The sequence below is a fragment of the Mongoliibacter sp. genome (assembly GCF_007692705.1).
GTDB lineage: Bacteria > Bacteroidota > Bacteroidia > Cytophagales > Cyclobacteriaceae > Mongoliibacter.
The window spans coordinates 1-22,048 of sequence record NZ_REBN01000144.1 but is presented as its reverse complement, the minus strand read 5'-3'; the positions used below and the strand labels follow the sequence as shown (position 1 = coordinate 22,048).

The window sequence follows — 22,048 nt, the reverse complement described above, 5'->3', positions numbered from 1 at the left end:
TAAACTTTTAACTTATCACAAATGTATATTAATATTTTAAAACTTTAAACTTTCTGAAAAATCTTTTCAAATTTCCAGTAGTAATACTATAATTTTAATACCACACAAACTATGCCATTAACCGATATTTTAAGTGATATTTTAGAAATACAAAGCACTTCAGGAGATGAGTCTCCTATGCGAGCATATTTATTCAATTTAATCCAACAACGTAGCAAATTTTGGAATGTTCAGCCTGAAGTATTCTCAGGAAGGCAAGTGCATGATTGTCTGTTACTTAAATTCGGAGAACCCAGAGGTGCGGTATTCGCGCACATGGACACAATAGGTTTTATGTCAAGGTACCAAAACCAGCTGGTTGCCATTGGCGGTCCCGAAATTGAAGAAGGTACAACTATTATTGGAAAAGATGAATTAGGACCTATCAGGTGCAAAATTTCCGAAAGCAACGGACAACTTTTTCACAATTTCCCCAGGCAAGTGGTGCCAGGAACGAGGTTTTCATTCGAACAGCAAATAAGAATCAATGAAAACTTCATTCAAGCTGCCTACCTTGACAATAGACTCGGCATATATAACGCAATCAAACTGTGTGAGACTATTCAAGATGGCTGGATTGTGTTCACAACATATGAAGAACATGGAGGGGGCAGCATGCCTGCAATACTAAATTTCATCCAACAAAAATCACCAATTTCTTTTGGACTAATCTCCGATATCACTTGGGTTACTGATGGGGTAACTCATGATAATGGAGTTGTGATTTCAGTTAGGGATAAGCACATTCCGAGAAAATCCTTTTTGGATGAAATAATAAAACTTGCTTCAGAAAGCAACATTCCATATCAACTCGAAATAGAAGATTCTGGCAGCAGTGACGGCAGAGAAATCCAATTTTCACCTTACTTTATTGATTGGTGTTTTATAGGTGCTCCGGAAGACAATGTACATAGTCCAAATGAGAAAGTTTCCTGGGCTGACTTGAATGCTATGATTGAAATGTATAAGTATTTGATGCACCATCTATAAGTATTAGCAAAAATAAGAGGGTCACAGTAATCATTTTTTATATATTTGTGATTGCTCCTTAAGGAGTTTTTTTATTTGCAGATGATAGAGATTAAGGATAAAAAGTTTATCCCTTTCATTGATTCCTCCCAGCTGGATGAAAGAATAAGGGAAATGGGTAAAGAGATTTCGGAAAATTTTAATGGGAAAGAGCCTATTATAATTGGAGTATTGAACGGTGCGTTCATGTTTTTATCTGACCTTTCAAAAGCAATTTCAGTATCTGCAGAGGTTTCATTCATAAAGATTTCCTCCTATCAAGGTGAATCCTCGACTGGAAAAGTCAAACAACTTTTCGGACTTGAAAAGGACATTGAAGGAAGAGAAGTGATTATAGTAGAAGATATTGTAGACACAGGTCTAAGCATGTCTTATTTATTGGAGACTATAAGTGAAAAAAAGCCAAAAAATATAACTATTGTCACATTACTACATAAACCAGAAGCTTTGATAAAGGATATCAAAATAGACTACATTGGTTTCAGCATCCCAAATAAGTTTGTAGTTGGGTATGGTTTAGACTACGATGGACTTGGAAGGAATCTGGCAGAAATTTATCAACTTAAAACGGACTAAAACTAAAACCTATAAAATGCTCAATATCGTTTTATTTGGCCCTCCGGGAGCCGGAAAGGGAACCCAAAGTGAAAAAATAATCACTAAATATAATCTCACTCATTTATCTACCGGTGACCTTTTCAGGAAACACCTGGGAGAGGGAACTGAATTGGGATTACTTGCCCGAAAGTATATGGACGAAGGTAGACTGGTTCCAGATGAGGTGGTAATTGGAATGGTTGGAGATAAAATAAAAAATACTCCAGATACCAAAGGGTTCATTTTTGACGGATTCCCCAGAACTGTAGCACAAGCACAGGCATTGGATCACCTGATGGAAGAACACAATATGGAAATTTCCGGTATGATCGCTTTGGAAGTAGAAGAAAAAGTACTTAAGCAGCGAATCAGAGAAAGAGGAAAAACTTCAGGCAGGGCTGACGATCAGGATGATATAAAGATACAAACAAGGATTGATGTTTATTTGGAAGAAACATTACCGGTAGCTGAATATTATAAAGCACAGGGAAAATTGACAAAAGTAGAAGGAGTTGGAACCATAGACGGAATATTTGGAGATATCTCAAATGTGATTGACAAGTACTAATACTTAAAATATCATTACCTTTGTCAAAATTACAGTTGGCTAAGCTTCAGAGCTTAGCCATTTTTATTAGTTAAAAAATAGAACGTGGCGGATTCCAACTTTATAGATTATGTGAAATTCTGTTCCAGGTCCGGCGCGGGCGGACCAGGTTCAGTCCATTTCAGAAGAGAAAAACACGTACCAAAAGGCGGCCCTGATGGAGGTGATGGTGGCAGAGGTGGTCACATTATACTTCGAGGCAATGCTCAGCACTGGACCTTACTCCACCTTAAGTATAAAAAGCATGTCATCGCAGAAGAGGGAAAAGGAGGCGAAGGAGGTAGAAGAAAAGGAAGAGATGGTAACGACATCATACTGGAAGTACCCCTAGGTACGATAGCAAAAGATGCTGAAACCATGGAACTTCGTCATGAAATTACCGAGGATGGTCAAGAAGTAATTCTCACCTCAGGAGGTAGAGGTGGGTTAGGCAATGACCATTTCAAGACTTCCACCAATCAAGCGCCGCATTATGCCCAACCTGGTGAGCCAGGAATAGAAGAGTGGATTATACTGGAATTGAAATTACTTGCAGATGTCGGGCTGGTTGGTTTTCCAAATGCAGGTAAATCCACTTTGCTTTCCAGTATTTCAGCAGCTAAGCCTGAAATCGGAGATTACCCATTCACAACCCTTGTCCCAAATTTAGGAGTGATCCCCTATAGAGACGACAGGTCTTTTGTAATGGCTGATATTCCTGGAATTATTGAGGGAGCATCGGAAGGTAGGGGATTGGGTCTGCGGTTTTTAAGGCACATTGAACGAAATTCCATTTTACTGTTCATGATACCCGCAGATGCAGATAGCATAACAGACCAGTACAATATTCTATTAGGTGAATTAAAAAAATACAACCCGGAGCTACTTGATAAGAAGAGGCTTTTGGCAATTACAAAAGCCGACATGTTGGACCAAGAACTTATGGAACAAATGCAAGCAGAAATCCCCTCCGAATTACCTTCTCTATTTATTTCATCCGTCACTCAGTATAACTTAGAAAAGTTAAAAGATATGCTTTGGCAGGCAATTACAAGTGAATAAGTGCCAGTTTGTCAGTTTACTTTCTATGGCAAATAAATTGATAAGTAATTTAAAGAGTAAAAAACCGAATAAAATGCAGGAAAAAGAAACTATCAAAGAGGAGCAGTCTACTTCAAGCGAAGTGAAGCAAGGTCAAGATACTGATCTTAATCAACCTTCAGAAAATATAGATAATGAATCATCCTCAGAGACCATTGAAATATCTCCTGAAGAGAAATTAAAACAAGAAGTGCAGGAATTAAAAGACAAATATTTGAGGCTCTATTCTGAGTTTGAAAACTATAGGAGAAGAACCGCAAAAGAAAAACTGGACCTGATCAAAACTGCTTCTGAGGACTTAATAAAGGAAATACTTCCTGTAATTGACGATTTTGAAAGATCTTTTAAAGCAAGTCAGGTAATAAGTGAGGCAGATAAAGTTAGGGAGGGCAATCAACTTGTATTTCAAAAACTACTCAAAGTTTTGGAAGGAAAAGGAGTAAAGGTGATGTCTGACCTAGTTGGTAATAATTTTGATTCCGAAACACAGGAAGCAATTACCCAAATACCAGCGCCTAACGAAGAATTGAAGGGTAAGGTAATAGATGTTGTAGAAAATGGTTATACTCTAGGTGACAAAGTGGTACGTTACGCTAAGGTAGTCATAGGAGCATAATAAGAAATCATGGCAAAGAGAGATTATTACGAAATATTGGGAGTATCTAAAAGTGCAAGCCCTGAGGAAATCAAAAAGGCCTACAGAAAGCTTGCTATTAAATATCATCCTGACAAAAACCCTGACAATCCAGAAGCGGAAGATAAATTTAAAGAAGCTGCTGAAGCTTACGAAGTTCTGAGTAATCCTGAGAAAAAGCAACGCTATGATCAGTTTGGTCATCAAGGACTTGGCGGTAATGGTGGATATGGCGGAGGCGGAATGAATATGGATGACATATTCTCCCAATTCGGAGATATCTTCGGGGGAAGTGGCTTCGAATCCTTCTTTGGAGGAGGTAGAGGTGGTAGAAGAACCAAAAAAGGCACCAACCTAAGGGTCAAACTTAAACTAAATCTAAAGGAAATAGCCAACGGTGTTGAGAAAAAAATCAAAGTTAAAAGACAAATTTTAGCAGATGGTGTAACTTTCAAAACATGTAGCACTTGCCAGGGTTCTGGACAAGTCAAAAAAATAGTGAATACCATGCTTGGGCAGATGGTCTCTGCAAGTACTTGCCCAGCGTGTGGAGGCAACGGTCAGATTATCGATAAAAAACCAGCGGAGGCTGACCCAAGAGGGTTAATCATTAAAGAAGAAGTAATTTCCATTAACATTCCGGGCGGTGTTGCCGACGGTATGCAATTGAGCATGTCAGGAAAAGGAAATGAAACTGCTGGTGGTATACCAGGCGACCTTCTCATCGTGATCGAAGAAATTGAAGATAATACTCTTCAAAGAGATGGAAACAATGTCGTATTTGATCTCTATGTAAACTTCATAGATGCTGCACTAGGTGCTTCCATAGAAGTGCCTACCATTGATGGTAAAGTAAAAATCAAACTTGAACCTGGAACTCAGAGCGGTAAAATTCTAAGACTAAAAGGCAAAGGTATAAAGGACATAAACGGCTACATCAGAGGTGATCAATTGATTCATGTTAATGTGTGGACACCGAAGCAACTAAACAAAGAAGAAAGAGCTCTTCTGGAAGGCCTTAGAGGTTCAGAAAATTTCAAGCCTGATCCAGGTAATTCTGAAAAAAGCTTCTTTGATAAAATGAAGGAATTCTTCTAAAAAAATATAGCCGGAAATAAAATCCGGCTTTTTTTTTACCTTTAGGAACCTTTTAGGCTTACCGCCGTAATTTATGCGTATGTTGAATAAATTATGCTTAATAATTTGCCTAGTATTTGGAGCCAGGCTAGAAAGTAGTTCCCAGATTATTAAGGAATTTAAAGTTGAAGAAAGGCACGGGTATAACCTGGTTCAATTAGACTTTAATGTTTATAAGGGAATCTCTGATATTCAAAGAAAACAAAGTGAAGACCCTGTTTTTATTCACTGTGACCTCTCTAAGGTTAATATCCTACCTGTATTTCATCATGAGACAGTAAATGGAGTTCTCAATACCTATCTCACCCACAGGAATGTAGAGTCTGAAAATTTGGGGAAAAGTCTTTCTTACAAACTGTTCTCAAGCTCAAATGATGATTTTGACCACAAGTGGTTAGTTGGCCTCAATTCTAATTATCTATATGATCTAAATTTTAATTTCGGAATAGGTAAAGCCACTTTCGATTTTTCCCATCTACCTATATCTAACTGTAAAGTCAATTCAACGAGCGCCGACATTTTCTTGAACTATAGCAAAAAGATGGCTAATTCTGTTAAAATGGATACCCTAATGGTGAAAATCAATATGGGAAACCTCGAGGCATCACATCTTAATTTTACAAATGCCAAAAAGATGATGTTTGAAGCGAATTATGGAACTTTAAATTTATCATTTTCTGATAAAATGCCTGAAGCTTGTGATATAACGGCAATTGTTGGAGCAGGAAAAGTTGATCTCGTGCTACCTGATGAATCACAACCCTACATCATAAAAGTAAAGTCTACGGCAATGTGCCGGACTACAATCCCAAAATTTCTTAAAGATATTGGAAATAAAACTTATGTCAGTAAGTCTTATACAGAGGATGCAGAAAATTTAATGTCTTTTGTCATTGACGTTTCTGTAGGGTCTGTAAATATCAAATAAATCCAATTTACATTTTTTATTACTTTTAGAGAAAATTTAATCCCTTGGAAATCTTAAGCATTAAAAATTTAAATAAAGCTTTTGGCCCAAATAAGGCCTTGACTGATATTGACCTCGACATTCCTCAAGGAGTAATTTACGGACTGCTTGGACCAAATGGAGCAGGAAAGACAACTTTAATCAGAATTATCAACCAAATCATCGAGGCTGACTCCGGGGACATTTATTTCGAGAATCAAATACTAAATCCAAACCATATTGGGCAGATTGGTTACCTCCCAGAGGAAAGGGGCCTTTACAAAAGAATGAAGGTCTGGGATCAATTGATTTATTTCGCCAGATTAAAAGGTCTCAGCGCTAGTTTGGCAAATGAAAGGGTCAACTTTTGGCTTGATAAAATGGATATTAAAAATTGGAAAGACAAAAGAATAGACGATCTCTCTAAAGGAATGGCTCAGAAGGTGCAGTTTATCTCCACGATTATCCATGAGCCAAAGCTTTTAATTTTAGATGAACCATTTTCCGGGTTTGATCCCGTCAATGCTGACCTTATCAAAAATGAAATATTGGAGTTAAAACAAAAGGGGATCACTTTGGTGCTTTCTACTCACCGAATGGAATCTGTAGAGTTACTTTGCGATCATGTAGCCATGATCAACAGATCAAAAAAAATACTCGACGGAAAGCTTTCCGAAATAAAGCAAACTTTCAGGCCAAATGAATATGAGGTGATTATACGTAATGAAGATAGGATTTTACCTGAGGAGTGGGAAGTCAAATGGGAAGATCAAATTGCTACTTTTAATATAAAACTCAGAGACAAAACTGAAAATGAAAGTTTGAGCTACCTCATGCAATTTGGTGAAATTCTTGGCTTTTCTGAAAAAATACCAAGTATGGAAGAGTTATTTATCCAACAAGTAAACCTCAATTCTGATGGATAAAATCTGGCTTGTTATTAAAAGAGAATACCTTTCCAGGGTACAAAAGAAATCATTCTTATTGGCCACATTGCTTACACCATTGATATTCCCTGCGATAATGGGCGTTTTCCTATGGATAGCCATGGATGAATCAGATAATTCTGCACTCAGGATTATAGAAGTCGTAGATGAAAACAACATGTTTTTTATCGAAAGCTCAGATCAATATGCTTTTTCATATGCTAATGGCGATACTGAATACGGAAAAAACCTAGTAAAGTCCGGAGATCGATTCGGTTTTCTTTACATCCCAAAAATAGACCTGAATAATCCTTCTGGAATTGTGTTTTATGGTGACAGCAACCCCAGCATGAATTTCATTAGTTACCTTGAATCAAGTCTCAAAAGACGAATAGAAGAACAAAGACTGTATGAGTCAGGAATAGATCCAGAAGTAATCTCTGCATACAGAACCAAAGTAAATATCCGTTCAATCACACTTGACAATAGTGGGGAAGAAAAATTTACAGATGCCACAGTCAATTATGCTATTGGCTTTTCCACAGGTATTTTGATTTATATTTTCATCTTCGTCTATGGCAATCAAATTATGCATGGGGTTATTGAGGAAAAATCCAGCCGAATTGTTGAAATTTTGGTATCCTCCCTTAAGCCATTTCAATTGATGATGGGGAAAATCATCGGAATCGGTGCAGTGGGACTTACTCAATTTTTAATTTGGATGGTGTTGATATCTTCTGTATCCTTTTTCGTGATAGGTTATTTCGGTATGCAAATGCCACAACAACAAGTTATGGAAATGGCAAACCCTCAACTAACCTCCTCTATTAATACCGAAACACCCGAAATTGCTGGCATACTGGAAGTGATAAAGGAAATAAATTTTGTCAAATTAGCACTAACCTTTATTTTCTATTTCCTCGGGGGATATTTATTGTACGGAGCATTTTTTGCTGCTATTGGTGCTGCGGTAGATGCTCCTTCAGAAGCACAGCAGTTCATGCTTCCTATTACCATTCCATTATTGATCGCCTATATGGGCTTATTTGTTTTTGTCTTAAATGACCCAAACAGCAATGTATCTTTTTGGCTATCAATAGTCCCATTCACCTCACCAATAGCTATGATGGGCAGAGCAAGCTATGGTATTCCATTATTTGATTTGGCGCTCTCCATGTCTCTGCTTATAATAGGTTTTCTATTTAGCACATGGGTAGCAGGAAAAATCTATCGAATAGGCATACTTGTTCATGGGACTAAAATCAATTACAAAACACTTTGGAAATGGGTTAAAAGTGGGTAAATCAAAAATATAAGCGCTTTGTTTTTTATTCTTCTGCATAATTAAAACTATCTACCTGTTCCTTTACCCAGTCTTGGTACTTACTAAGCCTATATTCTTTCCATTTTTCATTATAAGTCCCAGAATTATCTATTAAAAACTTAAAGCCTGTTGCTGCTTTAGGCTTACTTAGCGCATTGAACAATTCGTCCTGAAAACTTCTTTCCTTCACTTGCCTCTCCGCAAAAATCTCCATGATCTGATGTTCTTGATAAGGCTCCATTTTGGTGAACTCAGCAAAATTATCAGGATTGTCATCTATTTTATCCAAGACATCCTCTTCTTCGGGAGTAAGATCGTAATTAAAGTAATCTTCATCGTCCGGCATGTGATAGATTTTTTTTGTGTCAATTTGATAAAAACAAATCATCCCTTTAAGCAGCAAGGCTGCAATTTTTTCTACTTCTTTTTCAGATAGGGTAAGCATTATTTAAAAGCTATAGTTTTAAGAAAATTAATTAACTCTGTGTAAATATCAAACTTTTTGATTTGGATATCACCTATTGCGATCATGTTTCCAAAAGTTCCATTAGCAAAGGCAAATTTAAATCATGCCCACCATCATAAAAGCGCTTTTCTACATTTAATTTAAGTGTTGAAATAATATCTTCCTGTCTTTTCATTGATTCTGGTGTCACGAATTCATCCTGTCTTCCAAGCACCACATAAGTATTTGCATGTTCAAGTGCTGATTTGGTCTTGTCAATCATCATATCGTGCGCAAAACCTCCTCCCCAAAGAATCAAGGTATCTACTTTTTGCTCTAACTGACTTACCCAGCGGGCAGCTGTTGCAGCTCCTTGACTGAAACCCAACACCTTGACTTTAGGTGTTGTTTTATATTTCATTAAAAAAGATGACATCAGCTCATTCAAATAAGTATGGTTATTCGCGATAGCAGTTTCTCTCTCATGTCGCGTCATCCAATTTGCTCCTACCCTACCAGAAAACCCTTCCTGATAGAAGTAATTGGTGGCTTCAGGCACTACTATTAATCTTTCCTTATTAAACAACGGACTTAATTTTCGAAGAAAAAACTCTGCTAATTGGCCGTAGCCATGAAGCGCGAAAACCAATTCCGTTTCTTCTCTGTGGACAACGTGAGAAGTCCTGTAGTGCGCCTTAAAATTAAATTTAATGGAGTTTTTCATTATCCATTCAAATCATTAAACCTAAACGGTAACAACTGATCTATTCCACTTGCTTTCAATAACTGTTCCTCAGGGCTAAGCATCATGATTTCGATTGCGTGACCGAATTTAATTTCATACTCATTGATGGTCTGACGACATAAGCCACAGGGAGTCACAGTCGCCCAAATATTATCATTTCTCCTTTTTGCTACTATCACTATTTTTATAGGCCTTACATCAGGAAAATTTGCCATTGCAAAGCTCAGCACAGACCTTTCAGCACAGATTCCAACTGGGAAAGATACATTCTCTTGGTTGTTGCCTGAAAAAATCTCACCATTTTCTAACATCACAGCAGCCCCAACCATAAAATTAGAATAAGGTGCATAGGCTTTTTCAACTGCTATTTTTGCTTGCCTTACTAGCTCATCCTCATCTTTGGTCCATTCTTCTTTTGGCAAAACATCCAGAGATACAGTAAGTTTTATTTTTCTACTCATTTTCAAAAATTAAAAGGAACACAATTAACGAAATTAAATTGGCAATTGTTCTTTTGCCTCAAATTAAGGTTTGTATTTTTACTTTTAGCAGTCGGATACTATTTCCATACTTAAACCCAAAAATAACTGATGAAGAAAATTTTGATACTGGGAGCAGGAAAATCCTCCACATTTTTGATAGAATATTTAGCCAAGACTTCCCAAAACAATAAAAGATTGATAATCGTAGCTGATTTATCCAAAGAAGAAGCGATCAAGCGTACACGGGGTCTACCCAATACCGAGGCTGTCTCTTTTGATACAAGTGAACAAAATAGCAGGGAGGAATTGATCCAAAAAGCAGACATAGTGGTTTCTATGCTTCCAGCCTTTCTGCACCCTTTAATCGCAAAAGACTGTCTGAATTTTGGAAAGCATTTTTTCTCAGCATCTTATGAATCAGATGAAATGAGGGAAATGAAATTCGAAATTGAAAAGAAGAACTTGCTATTTCTCAACGAATGTGGACTTGACCCAGGGATTGACCACATGTCAGCCATGCAGATTATAAACCGGGAAAAAGGTCTTGGAAACGAAATCATTTCTTTCAAATCATTTACAGGAGGTCTTCTAGCTCCCGAATCAGAAGATAATCCTTGGAAGTATAAATTTACTTGGAATCCTAGAAATGTTGTGCTTGCCGGCCAGGGTGTTTCAAGATTTATTAGAAATGGAAAGTACAAGTATATCCCTTACCACATGCTCTTCCGAAGATTGGAAAAAATAAACTTTGATGAGATTGGAGAATTTGAAGCTTATCCAAATAGGGATTCATTGAGTTACAGGTCTGTGTATGGCCTTGATAATATCCCCACTATCCTTAGAGGGACTTTGAGGAGAACTGGATTTTGCCAAAGCTGGGATGTATTTGTGCAGTTGGGACTGACAGATGATTCTTTTGAAATGAATTTACCAAATGAATTCACAAACAGGATGTTCATCAATTCATTTTTGCCTTATCACCCCGATAAGACTGTGGAGATAAAGATGAAAGAGCTTTTACCCTGGATAAATGATGAGATTTTAGAAAAAATTCGGTGGTTAGGGATATTAGAAAACATAGCCCTACCAAAATTCAAGGGTAGTCCAGCTTCAATTTTGCAAAAGATTTTGGAGAAAAAATGGGGTTTGGATAAAGACGATAAAGATATGATCGTCATGCAACACCAATTTGAGATTGAATCCAAAGGCATCAAAAAAAGATTGACTTCGAGCTTAGTCTGTATCGGGGAAGACCAAAACCGTACCGCTATGGCAAAAACTGTTGGACTGCCTTTGGCAATTGCCGTAGATCTTTTTCTGAAAGGAGTTATAAACAAGACTGGTCTGCTACTGCCAACTTATCCTGAAATATATAATCCCCTGCTCTCAGAACTTCAAAAACAGGGGATTAAATTCACAGAAAAGGAAAGCCTTTAAGTCTGATTAATCTCTAGTCCAATTGCTTGGTGGTGATAAAGTAGCTCCTGGAACAGTCCTACAATCATCTGGGATAATTGCAGGAGTTACTCTTCTATCCAAATCACTGCTAGTGATATATACCACTTTCGTTTGCACATCAGCGGCAATAAAATATCCCAAAACTGTCTCATCAGGATCATCGAGGCTGATCATATTTCCCCTGATATTTGCCGGAGGCTGATCAAACACACTCCCTGTAATACTCAGCTGTTGCTCTATAAGTCTCAAAAACCTGAAAGCTTCCTGACTTATGCCCATTTGCTGAATTTCAGCCCTATACGTATCTCTAAATCTTAATCCATTATCTTCAATAAAGGCCACCGGCAACCTTGTTTCAAGACCATTGAAGCTTTCATCTGAAGCAATAACGAAATTCTGGGAACGCCTTGATTCTACTAAATAGCAAACTGCACAGCATTCTTTTGGAGCTGGTCCTCTGGGATCAGTGGGGTGTGTGGGAGGATTAGTAAAAAGCTCTGGGTTGGTAATCAAAACGAAAGCTCCTGGTGCCGTCCTCCAATAATAATTATTCACCTGATCACCTGGATCTTTAAAATGAGCCAATATTTGAAGTCCCAATCTTACTTCCAGTCTATCTTCCGTGTCGATTTGAACTGTTCGAAAGGAAATATCATCGATAGGTGCGACTTGATTTACTTTTTCCGGAAAAGAGGTATACTCTCTACCATTTGACAACCTTAATTGAAGAGTATATGAAAGTCCAAGCTTGGCCTGAAACCCTTCAGGTGTCTCATATAGTCCCGGTTCTATTTCAGTTAAAAAAGTAACTAAACCTTCACTGTCCCTTACATTGACATTTGCCTGCCTTACTGGGCGAATCAAACCCTCAAAAACAGAACCATAGGTATCAGTTCTTGAAAGCCTAATTTGATGTGGTCCAGGCTCAGTCGTAATGAAACCGTCAATGGTAAGCAGCTGCTCTCCCTCTTCCAACTGTAGATTATAAGGATCTACACAGGAAAGAGGAATCAATAACAATACATAAAGCAATCTTTTAATCATTTCAATCAAAATTTAAGAGAATAACTTAAAGTTGGTAATGGAACACCCAAAATAGCAAGTCTAAACGCCTGTGGAGGTGAGCCAGGTTGGTCGGCAAAGAAAATAGAAAAGGGATTTTTTCTTCCATAAGCATTCATCACTGCAAATGTCCAATCACCATCATAAAATTTTCCTTCCCCTTGAAATTTGAAATTCAAAGACAAATCCAACCTATGAAAGTCTGGTATTCTTTGAAGATTCCTGTTCCTAAAGAATGCCAGAGAATTGCCTGCAAAGTCAAACTTGGCTTCTGGGAAAGTTACCGGTCTACCAGTACTGTAAGAGAATGTAGCAGACAAAGAAGTAAATGAGCTGATTTTATAATTCCCAATCAAGGTGAGGTCATGTGGTTTATCGAAGTTAGCAGGAAACCAATTCCCATCATTGATAATCTCCTCTTCAAAAGGTGTAATAACCCTTCTAAGAGCTCTTGAATAAGTGTAAGAAGCCCATCCAGTGGCTCTTCCTAGATTCTTCTTGACATAGACTTCTACACCGTAAGCCTGTCCTTCTCCTGGGATGATTTCTGTTTCCAGATTATTTTGAAGCAATAACCTCGCACCATCCTTATATTCTACTACATTTTGTATATCCTTATAGTAAACTTCAACTGAACTTTCAAATATGTTTCCTTTGAAGTTTTTATAAATACCCAAAGAATACTGATCTACTATCTGAGGTCTCAAAAATTGATCACTCAATTTCCAAACATCAGTCGGAGCAATAGTGGCTGTATTTGAAATCAAGTGGATGAACTGATACATTTTATTATATCCTGCCTTGATAGAAGTCTTACTGTCAATTGAATACCTAATTGAAGCCCTGGGTCCCCAGCCGTCGTATGTCTGAATGGTCTCCCTGTCTGTATAGGTCCGCTCTCCGATTACGTTGGCTGCATTCAATGGTAAGTTTTCAGCATACTCCCTCACAGTCCTAGGCCCGAAGTAAGTATAAGTATCATACCTAATTCCGTAAGAAAAGCCTAATTTTTCTCCCAATTCAAACTCATGTTGAAAGAAAAGCCCAGACTCCATGGCGTATTCATTTTGTACTTTTTGTGGTAATACACCTGATTCACCATTCCCTGAAGGAATAAGCTCTCCTGGTTGAATGGTAATCATTTTCGTGTCTGCTCCAAAATTTATCCTATTATTTTCCCCTAACTGATAGGTCAAACTTAACCTACCTCCGGTATCGATTATTCCGGATTTCAAATCAAAATCATTTATCCCTGATTGATTAAATATTGAGAAATCATATAAGGTATGGAAACCAATAAGATCAACGCTGAATTTTTCACCAAACTGCCCTAAATACCTCAAGGACTGACTTTGATTGGTCCAGGATATCGTCGTATCAGAGGCAAGAGCAAAATCATCATAACTTCTATAAAAGCTATAAGTCAGGTTATGATTGTCATTGATCTCTCCGTAAAGAATCCCGTTTATATCATTAAAATTTGCCTGACTGGTTCTCAATTCCGGATTATTGAGTGAGTTTAACAGCCAATTGATGTAAGAACCCCTAAAACTCAATTGAGCCGAGACAACATCTTTTACAATCGGACCATTTACAGAGGCCTTACCGGACACCGTACCCACCATCATATCTCCTCCCCAATTGGTAAGACTTCCTGATTTGGGGGTGATGTCTAAAATTGACGATCCTCTACCTCCAAATTTTGTTGGTATTTGGGCTTTATACAGTGTAAAGTCATTCACGACATCAGGGTTGAAGGCAGTAAATAAACCAAACAGGTGGGATGGATTGTACACTGGCGCTCCTGCAAAAGTGATCAGATTTTGATCAGCACCTCCACCTCTCACATTGAGTCCTGAAGAGGCTTCTCCTACCTGACTTACACCTGGCAATGTAGCTACAGACCTGATTATATCTACTTCTCCAAGAAATGGAGGTAGTTCTTTCAGTTGATTCATACTGATACTGATTGCCCCCATTTCAGTACTTCTTATATTCTTTTCGGGATCCCTACCAAAAATCACAACATCATCAAGTGTGAAATCCTCTTGTATCATGGTGATATTAATCCTGCCATCACCAACAGCTACGATAGGATAAATTACGGTTTCATAGCCCACATACCTAAACTCTAAAATGTATTCTGCTCTGTCCAATACAAAAGAAAATGAACCATTGGTGTTGGTTACTTCCGTCTTATTCAACTCACGAACAGTTACAGTAGCTCCCACAAGGGCATCTCCCGTAATTTCATCTATAATTCTTCCTGATATATTCAGATTTTTAAGCGATCCTATATCCCTTCCCACTACAGTCCGCTTATCCTGCGCCTGTAAGTTCCCTGAAAATAAAAGACAAAAGAATAATATTATTGGTAAAAGTTTTTTCATATTCTGTTCTTTAGAAAGAGTTCGGTTCAAATTTCCAGAATTCAATAGATCCTCCAACTTGAGATTCTGGACTTCTCAAAATATAGATATCCTCATTAAACACGTACGTTCCAACAACTCTTGCAAGACTGGATCCTGTAAAATCATTTTTTCGAATCCATTCCAAATTGTTCATATTAAACTCCCAAACTTGGCTTGACCTATTTCCTATACCTAAATATGCTTTATCACCTATTGAGACGGCAAATCCTGTCCCATTATTCCCCAACTCACCTGGGTAATTTGAAATAATGCTCCAAGATGGACCCTCGGGATTGAATCTCGTAACATCTCTGGTTTCAGGATTGATGAAATACTGGCTCCCTTCATATTCAAAAGAAAAATGACTGTTCAAAATCCTATATGGTGCATTTCCTAATTCCATCCACTCTGCAGATTCAGGATCATACATATATACATCTCTTCCACTTCCTTCGTCCCCTCCAACAAGAAATAGTTTACTGTTCAGTTCAAAACCCTTTCCATTAATGAAATTAAATGGGAGTTCAGGCAATACTTCAAAGCTTCCATTTTGCAACCTTACAAAATCTCCAGCCTGAACAAATGGAAAAAACAAAGCTGAACCACCTCCATAATAACTCTTTGATGAAAATGCCCTTCGTAATGTTCTTGAAGGCAAAGGTACTTGTGTCCATTCACTTTGACCATGAGTGTACTTCCAAAAAGTGTTATTTAACATTGAACTTTGATCAGTTCCCATTCCAGCATAAAAAACTCCTCCTTCTTGAAGACTAATGGACTCTGCAAATTTCAAACTTCCAGGAAATTCAAATATTTTAGTATAAATACCTGTACTGTAATCAAAATCTGAAGTAAAATTCAATTCCTTATTTTGAATGAAAACCTTTACAGGTACCGTACTTCTATTTCCGATCGGAGGAACCCTTACCCTAAGAATTGATTCAAAATCAACCCCAAGTACTTCAGCCTCATTATCCCCAAAAAAAACCCTTACATCTTCTGTTATATTCACTCCATTGATGGTAACTGTAATGCCCGATTGTCCATTTGATGGAGAGAAATCAATCAACCGAGGACTTAGGGTTTCGATATTAACTACATTTCCAAAAACTATCCCTTCAGGTAACTCGGCAAAAGATTTAACAAAATAAGTTTTCTCAATTTCCAGACCGGTAGTTTCGCCAATAAATCTTCCCGGACTTTCTCTTACTCCCAAAGAAATGATGATAGGCTGAGAAAAGCCCTCATTATCAGAAATGTAAAAACCATGGTCGGATGCAGCGATGTTCTGGGTGGTAATTACTCTTCCCGAAAGCCTCATTCTTTCCCCACTTACCAAGAGCGCATTTTCAGTAATTATTGAAGGCGTTAAATCTAATTGTTCTTCACATGCAAAAAATGAAAAGATTAACACCAAAGATGCCAAGGGACTAAATACTCTACGAATCATCAATTAACTGTTTTTAAGAAGATGCTAAAAATACGGTAATATTCAATTTTAAAAAACTATTCTTCTAATCACATTAAATTTTTAATCAAAACATTAAAAAATGATTAAAAAGTCTCTTAAAATATTTTTGTACTCATTTGTGTAATCACCTCTTAAATCTTTTATCAATACCTGATTACATAAAATTTCTTTTTTATATTTTGAAAAACTTAAAATGTTCCTTAAAACATTTTTATCCTTATTGTCTTTTATTTCTATCAACTTATGATTAAAAAAATCTTTCTTGATGGCAATCCCCCTGAATATATCTGCCTCATATTTAGGGAGTATCAGCCAAAACTCCCCTTCACTACTGAGTAGTTTGTCTACCCCCTCAAGTAAATCATGAAATGGCAAACTATCTGTATGTAAAGCGGTATTCTTTTTTGCATTTGAAGATTTAAGATGGTCAGAAAAATACGGGGGATTACTTACTATAAGATCAAACTTCCTGTTTTCACTTTTGTAGTACATCCTGAAATCTGAAAGCTTAAAGTTCAACCTTTGAGCCCAAGGTGAATCCATTGCGTTTTGACTTGCCTGATCAAAAGCATCTTGATCAATTTCAACTCCCTCAATTTTTGCATTTTCAAACCGTTGAGCTAGCATCAATGAAACCACCCCACTGCCTAAACCAATTTCTAGAATATCAGAATATTCGTCTTTATTCCCCGCCAAAGCGCCCAAAAGCACCGCATCAGTCCCTACTTTCATGGCACACTTATCATGATGGACTTGGAATTGCTTGAACCGGAAAAGAGGCTTAGACATGATGAGCTGAATTTTTGTTAAGAAATCGAGCTTTCATAAGCACTGTCAGGAGGTAAATTACCTCCTTCCGCAGCTTCTACTGCCAACTGATCGCAACGCTCATTCTCGGGATTGCCCGCATGCCCTTTCACCCAATGTAGCTTTGGTTTGTATTTTACGTGTAGCGGAATATACCTTCTCCACAAATCAGGATTTTTTTTATCCTTGAAGCCTTTTTTCTGCCAGCCCCAAAGCCAGCCTTTTTCAATGGCATCAACCACATATTTACTATCAGAATAAATTGACACTGGAATACCATTCACTTTGATTTCTTCCAGCGCCTTGATTACTGCCAAAAGCTCCATTCGGTTATTGGTTGTAAGCCTGAAACCTTCCGAAAGCTCTTTTCTATGCTGCCTGAATTTCATCACCACACCATATCCTCCCGGGCCTGGATTTCCTTTGGCTGCTCCATCGGTATAAATAGTAATCATGTGTCGCTTTTTTTCTTTTTAAAACAAAGAGGCATCAGTGGTAAGTGCTGTCTTGAAAATTTTGATAGCTATCGATAGTAGGATAATACCAAAAATCCTCCTGAGAACATCAAGTCCAGTTTTACCAAGTTTTGTTTCCAGCCAATTGGTACTTTTCAAAACCAGATAAACTATCCCGAGATTGATCACAATACCAACCCCTATATTCATCTGGGTATATTCGGATTTCAGGGTAAGTATGGTAGTAAGTGTGCCTGCTCCTGCAATCAAAGGAAATGCAATTGGAACTATAGATGCACTTGTGGTGGAAGCTTCAGGGTCAGGTTTGAAAAGCTCTATGCCTAAAATCATTTCTGCTCCAAGGGCAAAAATGATCAACGCACCTGCTATAGCAAAGTCCTCTACCCCAATCCCAAATAACCCAAGTATGGACTTCCCAATTATCAAAAATAAAATCATCAAGAATCCTGCTGCAATAGTAGCTTTCCCAGACTGTATATGACCTACTTTTTTTCTCAGGTTGATGATAATAGGAATAGAACCCAAAATGTCAATCACTGAAAACAAGATCAACGTGACAGAGAATATCTCCTTCAAATCAAACATATCAATACTGTTTCAGGAATTGAATCAAATTATCCATTTCAGCATCAGTGATGGCCGGAAAGTTTGCTATTCTAAAACTCGTAGGTTTCAATGGCCCATACCCACCTCCTAGTTGCATTCCTTCTTTTTCTGCTGCCTTTTTGATTTGGGAAATAAATTCTCCCCTTCCCTCTACGGCCAAAACAGTGGTACTTCTAGCTTCAGCATTTTGTACCAACATCCTAAATTTAGTGGTTTTTGCAATCGCATCTTCCAATTTCCGCATTCTAGTCACCAACCTGCTTTCTACGTGTTGGATCTCCTTTAAGTCTTTTAGAACTCTTTTGAGCAAATAAATCCCAAAAACATTCGGAGTGTAATGGGTTTGGTATTGGACCGCGTTCTCCAACATAAAGTTCAGGCTGTTATACCTCCCTTTTTCACCCTTAGCCTCAGCTTTAGCTATTGCCCTGGGAGAAACCAAGAGAACTCCCAAACCTGCTGGAAGTCCAAAACATTTCTGAACAGACGCATACCAAATATCTGCCTTTTGAAAATTTAATTCTATCCCCCCCATAGAGGAAGTGGTATCCACTGCAATGATTTTATCAGGATATTTGTTGGCAATCTCAGCGATGATATTACCCCTTACCTGAGTTGCGTTTGAAGTTTCATTTTGAGTAATGGAAATCAGATCAAATTCAGGTCCTATTTCCAAACTGGCCACATCTATGGTTTCATCTGGAGCAATTCTATGTGCATGGGTTTTGGGTTCAATATGCTTGGCATAATCATACCATTTTTTTCCAAATGAACCGGAAAAAATATGGTAAGCAGCTGACTCCACTACAGACTGTGCAATGATTTCCCAATTTTCCGTGGCAGAAGAAGTGAATAGCAATTTATAGTCCTCAGGCAAATGCAACTTTTCCCTAAAGAGGGTTTCTGTTTCCTGATACAGATCCATAAATACTGCAGAACGATGATTGGCGCTAAGAATTCCCTCACGGTATGCATCCTGCATATATTCGGGCAGTTTATCGTAAACCTTGGAAGGTCCGGGTGCAAAAGTCAATTTCATATTTTTGGATTTAGAAAATAAGCAACTGCCAATTCATAGCCTTTGAGTCCCAGGCCAGATATCATTCCAATACACTCTTTGCTGATAATGCTCTTGTGCCTGAATTCTTCCCGCTTATAAATATTGGAAATATGCACTTCCATAACAGGAGTTTTGACTCCTGCAATCGCATCGGAAATGGCCACTGAAGTATGGGTATAGCCGCCGGCATTGAGAATTATGGCATCAAATTCAAAACCCGTCTCATGGATCTTATCGATGATTTCTCCCTCCACATTGGATTGAAAATAGTGAAGGTCTAAATCAGGGAATTTCTCTTTGAGTAAAGCAAAGTAATCTTCGAAAGAAGTACTGCCATAAATTTCAGGCTCTCTCTTTCCAAGGAGATTAAGATTCGGGCCGTTGATGATGATGATTTTCAAAGCATAATAGTTTAGTGGTTTGAGGCCTCAAAAGTATCAGTTATTTGCCACATTGCCCAAAAACATTGCAACAAGCATTTTTTTTATTCCATAAATTATGGTGAATATTGAAGAGAAGAATAAATCTGGCTATTTCAAATGAACAAACCGAAACAAATTACCTTCAGGACACTTTTTATCCAGACCTTAATTGCAGGTGTTTTTGTTGCACTACTGCAATATTTTTGGTTGGACAATGAACCAACTTTAGGCAAAACGGCAATATACTTTTTTTTGTTTTGGATAATATATCTGGCAATTATGTGTGGGATGTATAGAGTCAATCCTTTTAAAAGAAAATTCCAAAGCCCTTACAAAGACTGAAAACGGTGGCAAAATCTTGGGAACAACTTGTCCGGCAATTCCAACACTACCTCAAAATCGAAAGGTCGCTGAGTAAAAATTCCATTACTGCATACCTACAGGACATGGAAAAGCTCAGCAGGTATATGGGAAAAAACCACCCCAATACCAGTCCTTTGGAAGTCAAACTTGATCATCTGCGTTATTTCATCAATGGTCTTGCCGAATTGGAAATCTCCGAATACACTCAGGTAAGGATCATTTCCGGTATCAAGGCATTCTTTAGATTTATGATGTATGAGGATTTGATCAATGAAGATCCTTCCCAGCTTTTGGAATCTCCCAAGCTGGGCAGAAAGCTCCCAGATACATTAAGTTTTCATGAGATTACCTCTATTTTGGAAAGTATTCCTTTGGGAGAACCGGAAGGTCACCGAAACAGGGCCATGCTTGAAATTCTTTATTCCTCTGGGCTACGCGTCACTGAATTGATTGAGTTGAAAATCTCCAATGTTTATGCAGATGTGGGTTTTTTGAGGGTGATTGGAAAAGGAAATAAGGAAAGATTGGTGCCAATTGGCAGGGATGCACTGAAATACCTGAAATATTACACGGAAGAAATCCGTACCCATGTAAAAGCAGTCAAAGGACACGAAGAGTATGTGTTTCTGAATCGCAGAGGAAAAAAACTGAGCCGTGTGATGATTTTTTTAATCATCAAAAAACAGGTTGAAGCCATTGGTTTAAAGAAAAATGTAAGCCCTCACACTTTCAGGCATAGCTTTGCCACCCATATGATAGAAGGCGGAGCAGACCTGAGGGCTGTACAGGAAATGCTAGGCCATGAAAGCATTACCACCACAGAGATATATACCCATTTGGACAGGGACTACCTGAGACAGGTATTAAATGAATTCCACCCAAGGAAGTGAGTAGCTTCTCTTTTTCCCCATACTCCCTTCCAAATAGCAAAGTGAAGATGGATCTTTGTGTATGGAAGGCCACTAACAATTAGTCCTTAAAACACCTTATAAAAATTGAATTTGAAAATTGTTTTTATTGAAGAATAAATTTAGTTTTATATATCTAATCTTCTTCGATATGAAAACATTAGGATTTTTATTTCTTGGATTGTTTTTATTTTCTATCCAGTCAGCAATTGCTCAGGAAGCTGAGTCATCTGGTTTAATTATGTTCAATCAACAAACAGGGAAAACCAAGTTCATTCCAGAAAACAAGAGAGTCACTTTGACAAATTATAGAGGCTTCAAATCAAGTGGAAAGCTCGAAGTAATTTCAAAGGAGGAAGTAACCGTACATGGAAGAAGATTCAGGGTTGATGAGCTTACCCAAGTTCGTAGAAATTACATTGGTACAAAAATAGCAGGTGCTATTTTACTTGTAGCTGGACAGACTGTTATTGAAGTTGAAAAAGCCGTTTCATCAGGAATGTTTGATAGCAGTGTCGAAGAATTGCAGGACTATCAAGTCTCCGCTGCAGGATTTATCATTATGGGGACCTCCCTTCCTTTGTTGCTTTACGCTCCAAATTACAAAGGAGACAAATGGACTTACCAAGCAATTTCTTATCAGTCTTCCAACGAGAATTAATTGACTATCATAAATAATTCTGCTTAAATAGTACTTTAATTTATACTATTCGCTTGCATCTTCTATTTTTGCACTGACTAATCAAAAGCTCAGTGTACAAATCCATTCTCAAGCCGCTCCTTTTTCAAAAAAATCCTGAAGATGCCCACCACTTTACTTTCAATTGGATCAAAAGAACCTTCAACCTTCCTTTGATCAAAAATCTAGTTAAAGGGATTTATGATTTCGATGAACCTCTCTTGGAGAAAGAAGTTTTCGGGTTGAAATTCAAAAACCCGGTTGGACTTGCTGCTGGGTTTGATAAAGATGCCAAACTGATTGATGAAATGACCTTGTTGGGATTTGGTTTTAT

23 protein-coding genes and 1 pseudogene are annotated in these 22,048 nt (G+C 37.8%); 13 read left to right on the top strand and 11 right to left on the bottom strand.

The annotated features are described in order from the left end of the window. The first annotated feature begins 111 nt into the window (after positions 1 to 111). The 9 genes from EA341_RS08560 to EA341_RS08520 all read left to right on the top strand — a co-directional run bounded on the left by EA341_RS08560 (position 112) and on the right by EA341_RS08520 (position 8,298). A complete protein-coding gene (locus tag EA341_RS08560) occupies positions 112 to 1,029 on the top strand; it encodes a M20/M25/M40 family metallo-hydrolase (protein ID WP_293012974.1) in 918 nt (305 codons plus the stop codon). 81 nt (positions 1,030 to 1,110) lie between these two features. Then, a complete protein-coding gene (gene hpt / locus EA341_RS08555; protein ID WP_293012973.1) occupies positions 1,111 to 1,644 on the top strand; it encodes a hypoxanthine phosphoribosyltransferase in 534 nt (177 codons plus the stop codon). Between the two features lie 16 nt (positions 1,645 to 1,660). Further along, positions 1,661 to 2,233, top strand: coding sequence for an adenylate kinase (locus tag EA341_RS08550; RefSeq protein WP_293012972.1), 573 nt, complete (start codon positions 1,661 to 1,663; stop codon positions 2,231 to 2,233). Positions 2,234 to 2,317: 84 nt separating this feature from the next. Beyond that, positions 2,318 to 3,313 carry a GTPase ObgE gene (gene obgE / locus EA341_RS08545; protein ID WP_293012971.1) on the top strand — a complete coding sequence of 332 codons (996 nt, stop codon included), beginning with the start codon at positions 2,318 to 2,320 and terminating at the stop codon, positions 3,311 to 3,313. A gap of 73 nt (positions 3,314 to 3,386) precedes the next feature. Then, the gene (locus tag EA341_RS08540) at positions 3,387 to 3,968 is read left to right on the top strand and encodes a nucleotide exchange factor GrpE (RefSeq protein WP_293012970.1); all 582 of its coding nucleotides are present in this window, start codon (positions 3,387 to 3,389) and stop codon (positions 3,966 to 3,968) included. 9 nt (positions 3,969 to 3,977) lie between these two features. After that, positions 3,978 to 5,084, top strand: coding sequence for a molecular chaperone DnaJ (dnaJ, locus tag EA341_RS08535; protein ID WP_293012969.1), 1,107 nt, complete (start codon positions 3,978 to 3,980; stop codon positions 5,082 to 5,084). 79 nt (positions 5,085 to 5,163) lie between these two features. After that, the gene (locus EA341_RS08530) at positions 5,164 to 6,051 is read left to right on the top strand and encodes a hypothetical protein (protein WP_293012968.1); all 888 of its coding nucleotides are present in this window, start codon (positions 5,164 to 5,166) and stop codon (positions 6,049 to 6,051) included. 44 nt (positions 6,052 to 6,095) lie between these two features. Further along, the gene (locus EA341_RS08525; RefSeq protein WP_293012967.1) at positions 6,096 to 6,995 is read left to right on the top strand and encodes an ABC transporter ATP-binding protein; all 900 of its coding nucleotides are present in this window, start codon (positions 6,096 to 6,098) and stop codon (positions 6,993 to 6,995) included. Next, positions 6,988 to 8,298, top strand: coding sequence for an ABC transporter permease (locus EA341_RS08520; protein ID WP_293012965.1), 1,311 nt, complete (start codon positions 6,988 to 6,990; stop codon positions 8,296 to 8,298). The genes EA341_RS08525 and EA341_RS08520 overlap by 8 nt, the downstream gene beginning before the upstream one ends. A 25-nt stretch (positions 8,299 to 8,323) precedes the next feature. Here EA341_RS08520 and EA341_RS08515 read toward each other — a convergent pair whose 3' ends face one another. The 3 genes from EA341_RS08515 to cdd all read right to left on the bottom strand — a co-directional run bounded on the left by EA341_RS08515 (position 8,324) and on the right by cdd (position 9,970). After that, positions 8,324 to 8,764, bottom strand: coding sequence for a UPF0158 family protein (locus EA341_RS08515; protein WP_293012963.1), 441 nt, complete (start codon positions 8,762 to 8,764; stop codon positions 8,324 to 8,326). 82 nt (positions 8,765 to 8,846) lie between these two features. Beyond that, positions 8,847 to 9,488, bottom strand: coding sequence for an alpha/beta hydrolase (locus tag EA341_RS08510; protein ID WP_293012961.1), 642 nt, complete (start codon positions 9,486 to 9,488; stop codon positions 8,847 to 8,849). Then, positions 9,488 to 9,970 (bottom strand): cytidine deaminase, encoded by a 483-nt coding sequence (gene cdd / locus EA341_RS08505; RefSeq protein ID WP_293012960.1) that lies wholly within the window; start codon positions 9,968 to 9,970, stop codon positions 9,488 to 9,490. Before cdd ends, EA341_RS08510 begins: the two co-directional genes overlap by 1 nt. A 129-nt stretch (positions 9,971 to 10,099) precedes the next feature. Between cdd and EA341_RS08500 the strand changes: the two genes are divergently transcribed. After that, entirely contained in the window at positions 10,100 to 11,428 is a 1,329-nt protein-coding gene (locus EA341_RS08500) for a saccharopine dehydrogenase C-terminal domain-containing protein (RefSeq protein ID WP_293012958.1), read from the top strand. Positions 11,429 to 11,434: 6 nt separating this feature from the next. Here EA341_RS08500 and EA341_RS08495 read toward each other — a convergent pair whose 3' ends face one another. The 8 genes from EA341_RS08495 to aroQ form a co-directional block, all read right to left on the bottom strand. Beyond that, positions 11,435 to 12,493, bottom strand: coding sequence for a DUF4249 domain-containing protein (locus EA341_RS08495; protein ID WP_293012957.1), 1,059 nt, complete (start codon positions 12,491 to 12,493; stop codon positions 11,435 to 11,437). Between the two features lie 5 nt (positions 12,494 to 12,498). Beyond that, positions 12,499 to 14,901, bottom strand: a complete 2,403-nt coding sequence (locus tag EA341_RS08490; RefSeq protein ID WP_293012956.1) for a TonB-dependent receptor — start codon at positions 14,899 to 14,901, stop codon at positions 12,499 to 12,501. Between the two features lie 10 nt (positions 14,902 to 14,911). Next, on the bottom strand, positions 14,912 to 16,372 hold the full coding sequence (locus tag EA341_RS08485) for an IPT/TIG domain-containing protein (protein ID WP_293012955.1): 1,461 nt from the start codon (positions 16,370 to 16,372) through the stop codon (positions 14,912 to 14,914). A 93-nt stretch (positions 16,373 to 16,465) separates the two neighbouring features. Further along, on the bottom strand, positions 16,466 to 17,182 hold the full coding sequence (locus tag EA341_RS08480) for a methyltransferase (protein WP_293012954.1): 717 nt from the start codon (positions 17,180 to 17,182) through the stop codon (positions 16,466 to 16,468). Between the two features lie 17 nt (positions 17,183 to 17,199). Beyond that, the gene (gene rnhA, locus EA341_RS08475; RefSeq protein WP_293012953.1) at positions 17,200 to 17,655 is read right to left on the bottom strand and encodes a ribonuclease HI; all 456 of its coding nucleotides are present in this window, start codon (positions 17,653 to 17,655) and stop codon (positions 17,200 to 17,202) included. A gap of 18 nt (positions 17,656 to 17,673) precedes the next feature. Then, positions 17,674 to 18,261 carry a MarC family protein gene (locus EA341_RS08470; protein WP_293012952.1) on the bottom strand — a complete coding sequence of 196 codons (588 nt, stop codon included), beginning with the start codon at positions 18,259 to 18,261 and terminating at the stop codon, positions 17,674 to 17,676. A 1-nt stretch (position 18,262) separates the two neighbouring features. Next, positions 18,263 to 19,321 (bottom strand): aminotransferase class V-fold PLP-dependent enzyme, encoded by a 1,059-nt coding sequence (locus EA341_RS08465; protein WP_293012951.1) that lies wholly within the window; start codon positions 19,319 to 19,321, stop codon positions 18,263 to 18,265. Beyond that, positions 19,318 to 19,743, bottom strand: a complete 426-nt coding sequence (gene aroQ, locus EA341_RS08460) for a type II 3-dehydroquinate dehydratase (RefSeq protein ID WP_293012950.1) — start codon at positions 19,741 to 19,743, stop codon at positions 19,318 to 19,320. The genes EA341_RS08465 and aroQ overlap by 4 nt, the downstream gene beginning before the upstream one ends. A gap of 368 nt (positions 19,744 to 20,111) precedes the next feature. Here aroQ and xerD point away from each other — a divergent pair, with 368 nt between their 5' ends. The 3 genes and pseudogenes from xerD to EA341_RS08445 all read left to right on the top strand — a co-directional run. Continuing rightward, positions 20,112 to 21,017 carry a site-specific tyrosine recombinase XerD gene (gene xerD / locus EA341_RS08455; protein ID WP_293012949.1) on the top strand — a complete coding sequence of 302 codons (906 nt, stop codon included), beginning with the start codon at positions 20,112 to 20,114 and terminating at the stop codon, positions 21,015 to 21,017. Positions 21,018 to 21,186: 169 nt separating this feature from the next. Continuing rightward, entirely contained in the window at positions 21,187 to 21,696 is a 510-nt protein-coding gene (locus EA341_RS08450) for a hypothetical protein (protein WP_293012947.1), read from the top strand. A gap of 92 nt (positions 21,697 to 21,788) precedes the next feature. After that, positions 21,789 to 22,048 (top strand): annotated as a pseudogene (locus tag EA341_RS08445) (dihydroorotate dehydrogenase (quinone)); the annotation flags it as partial.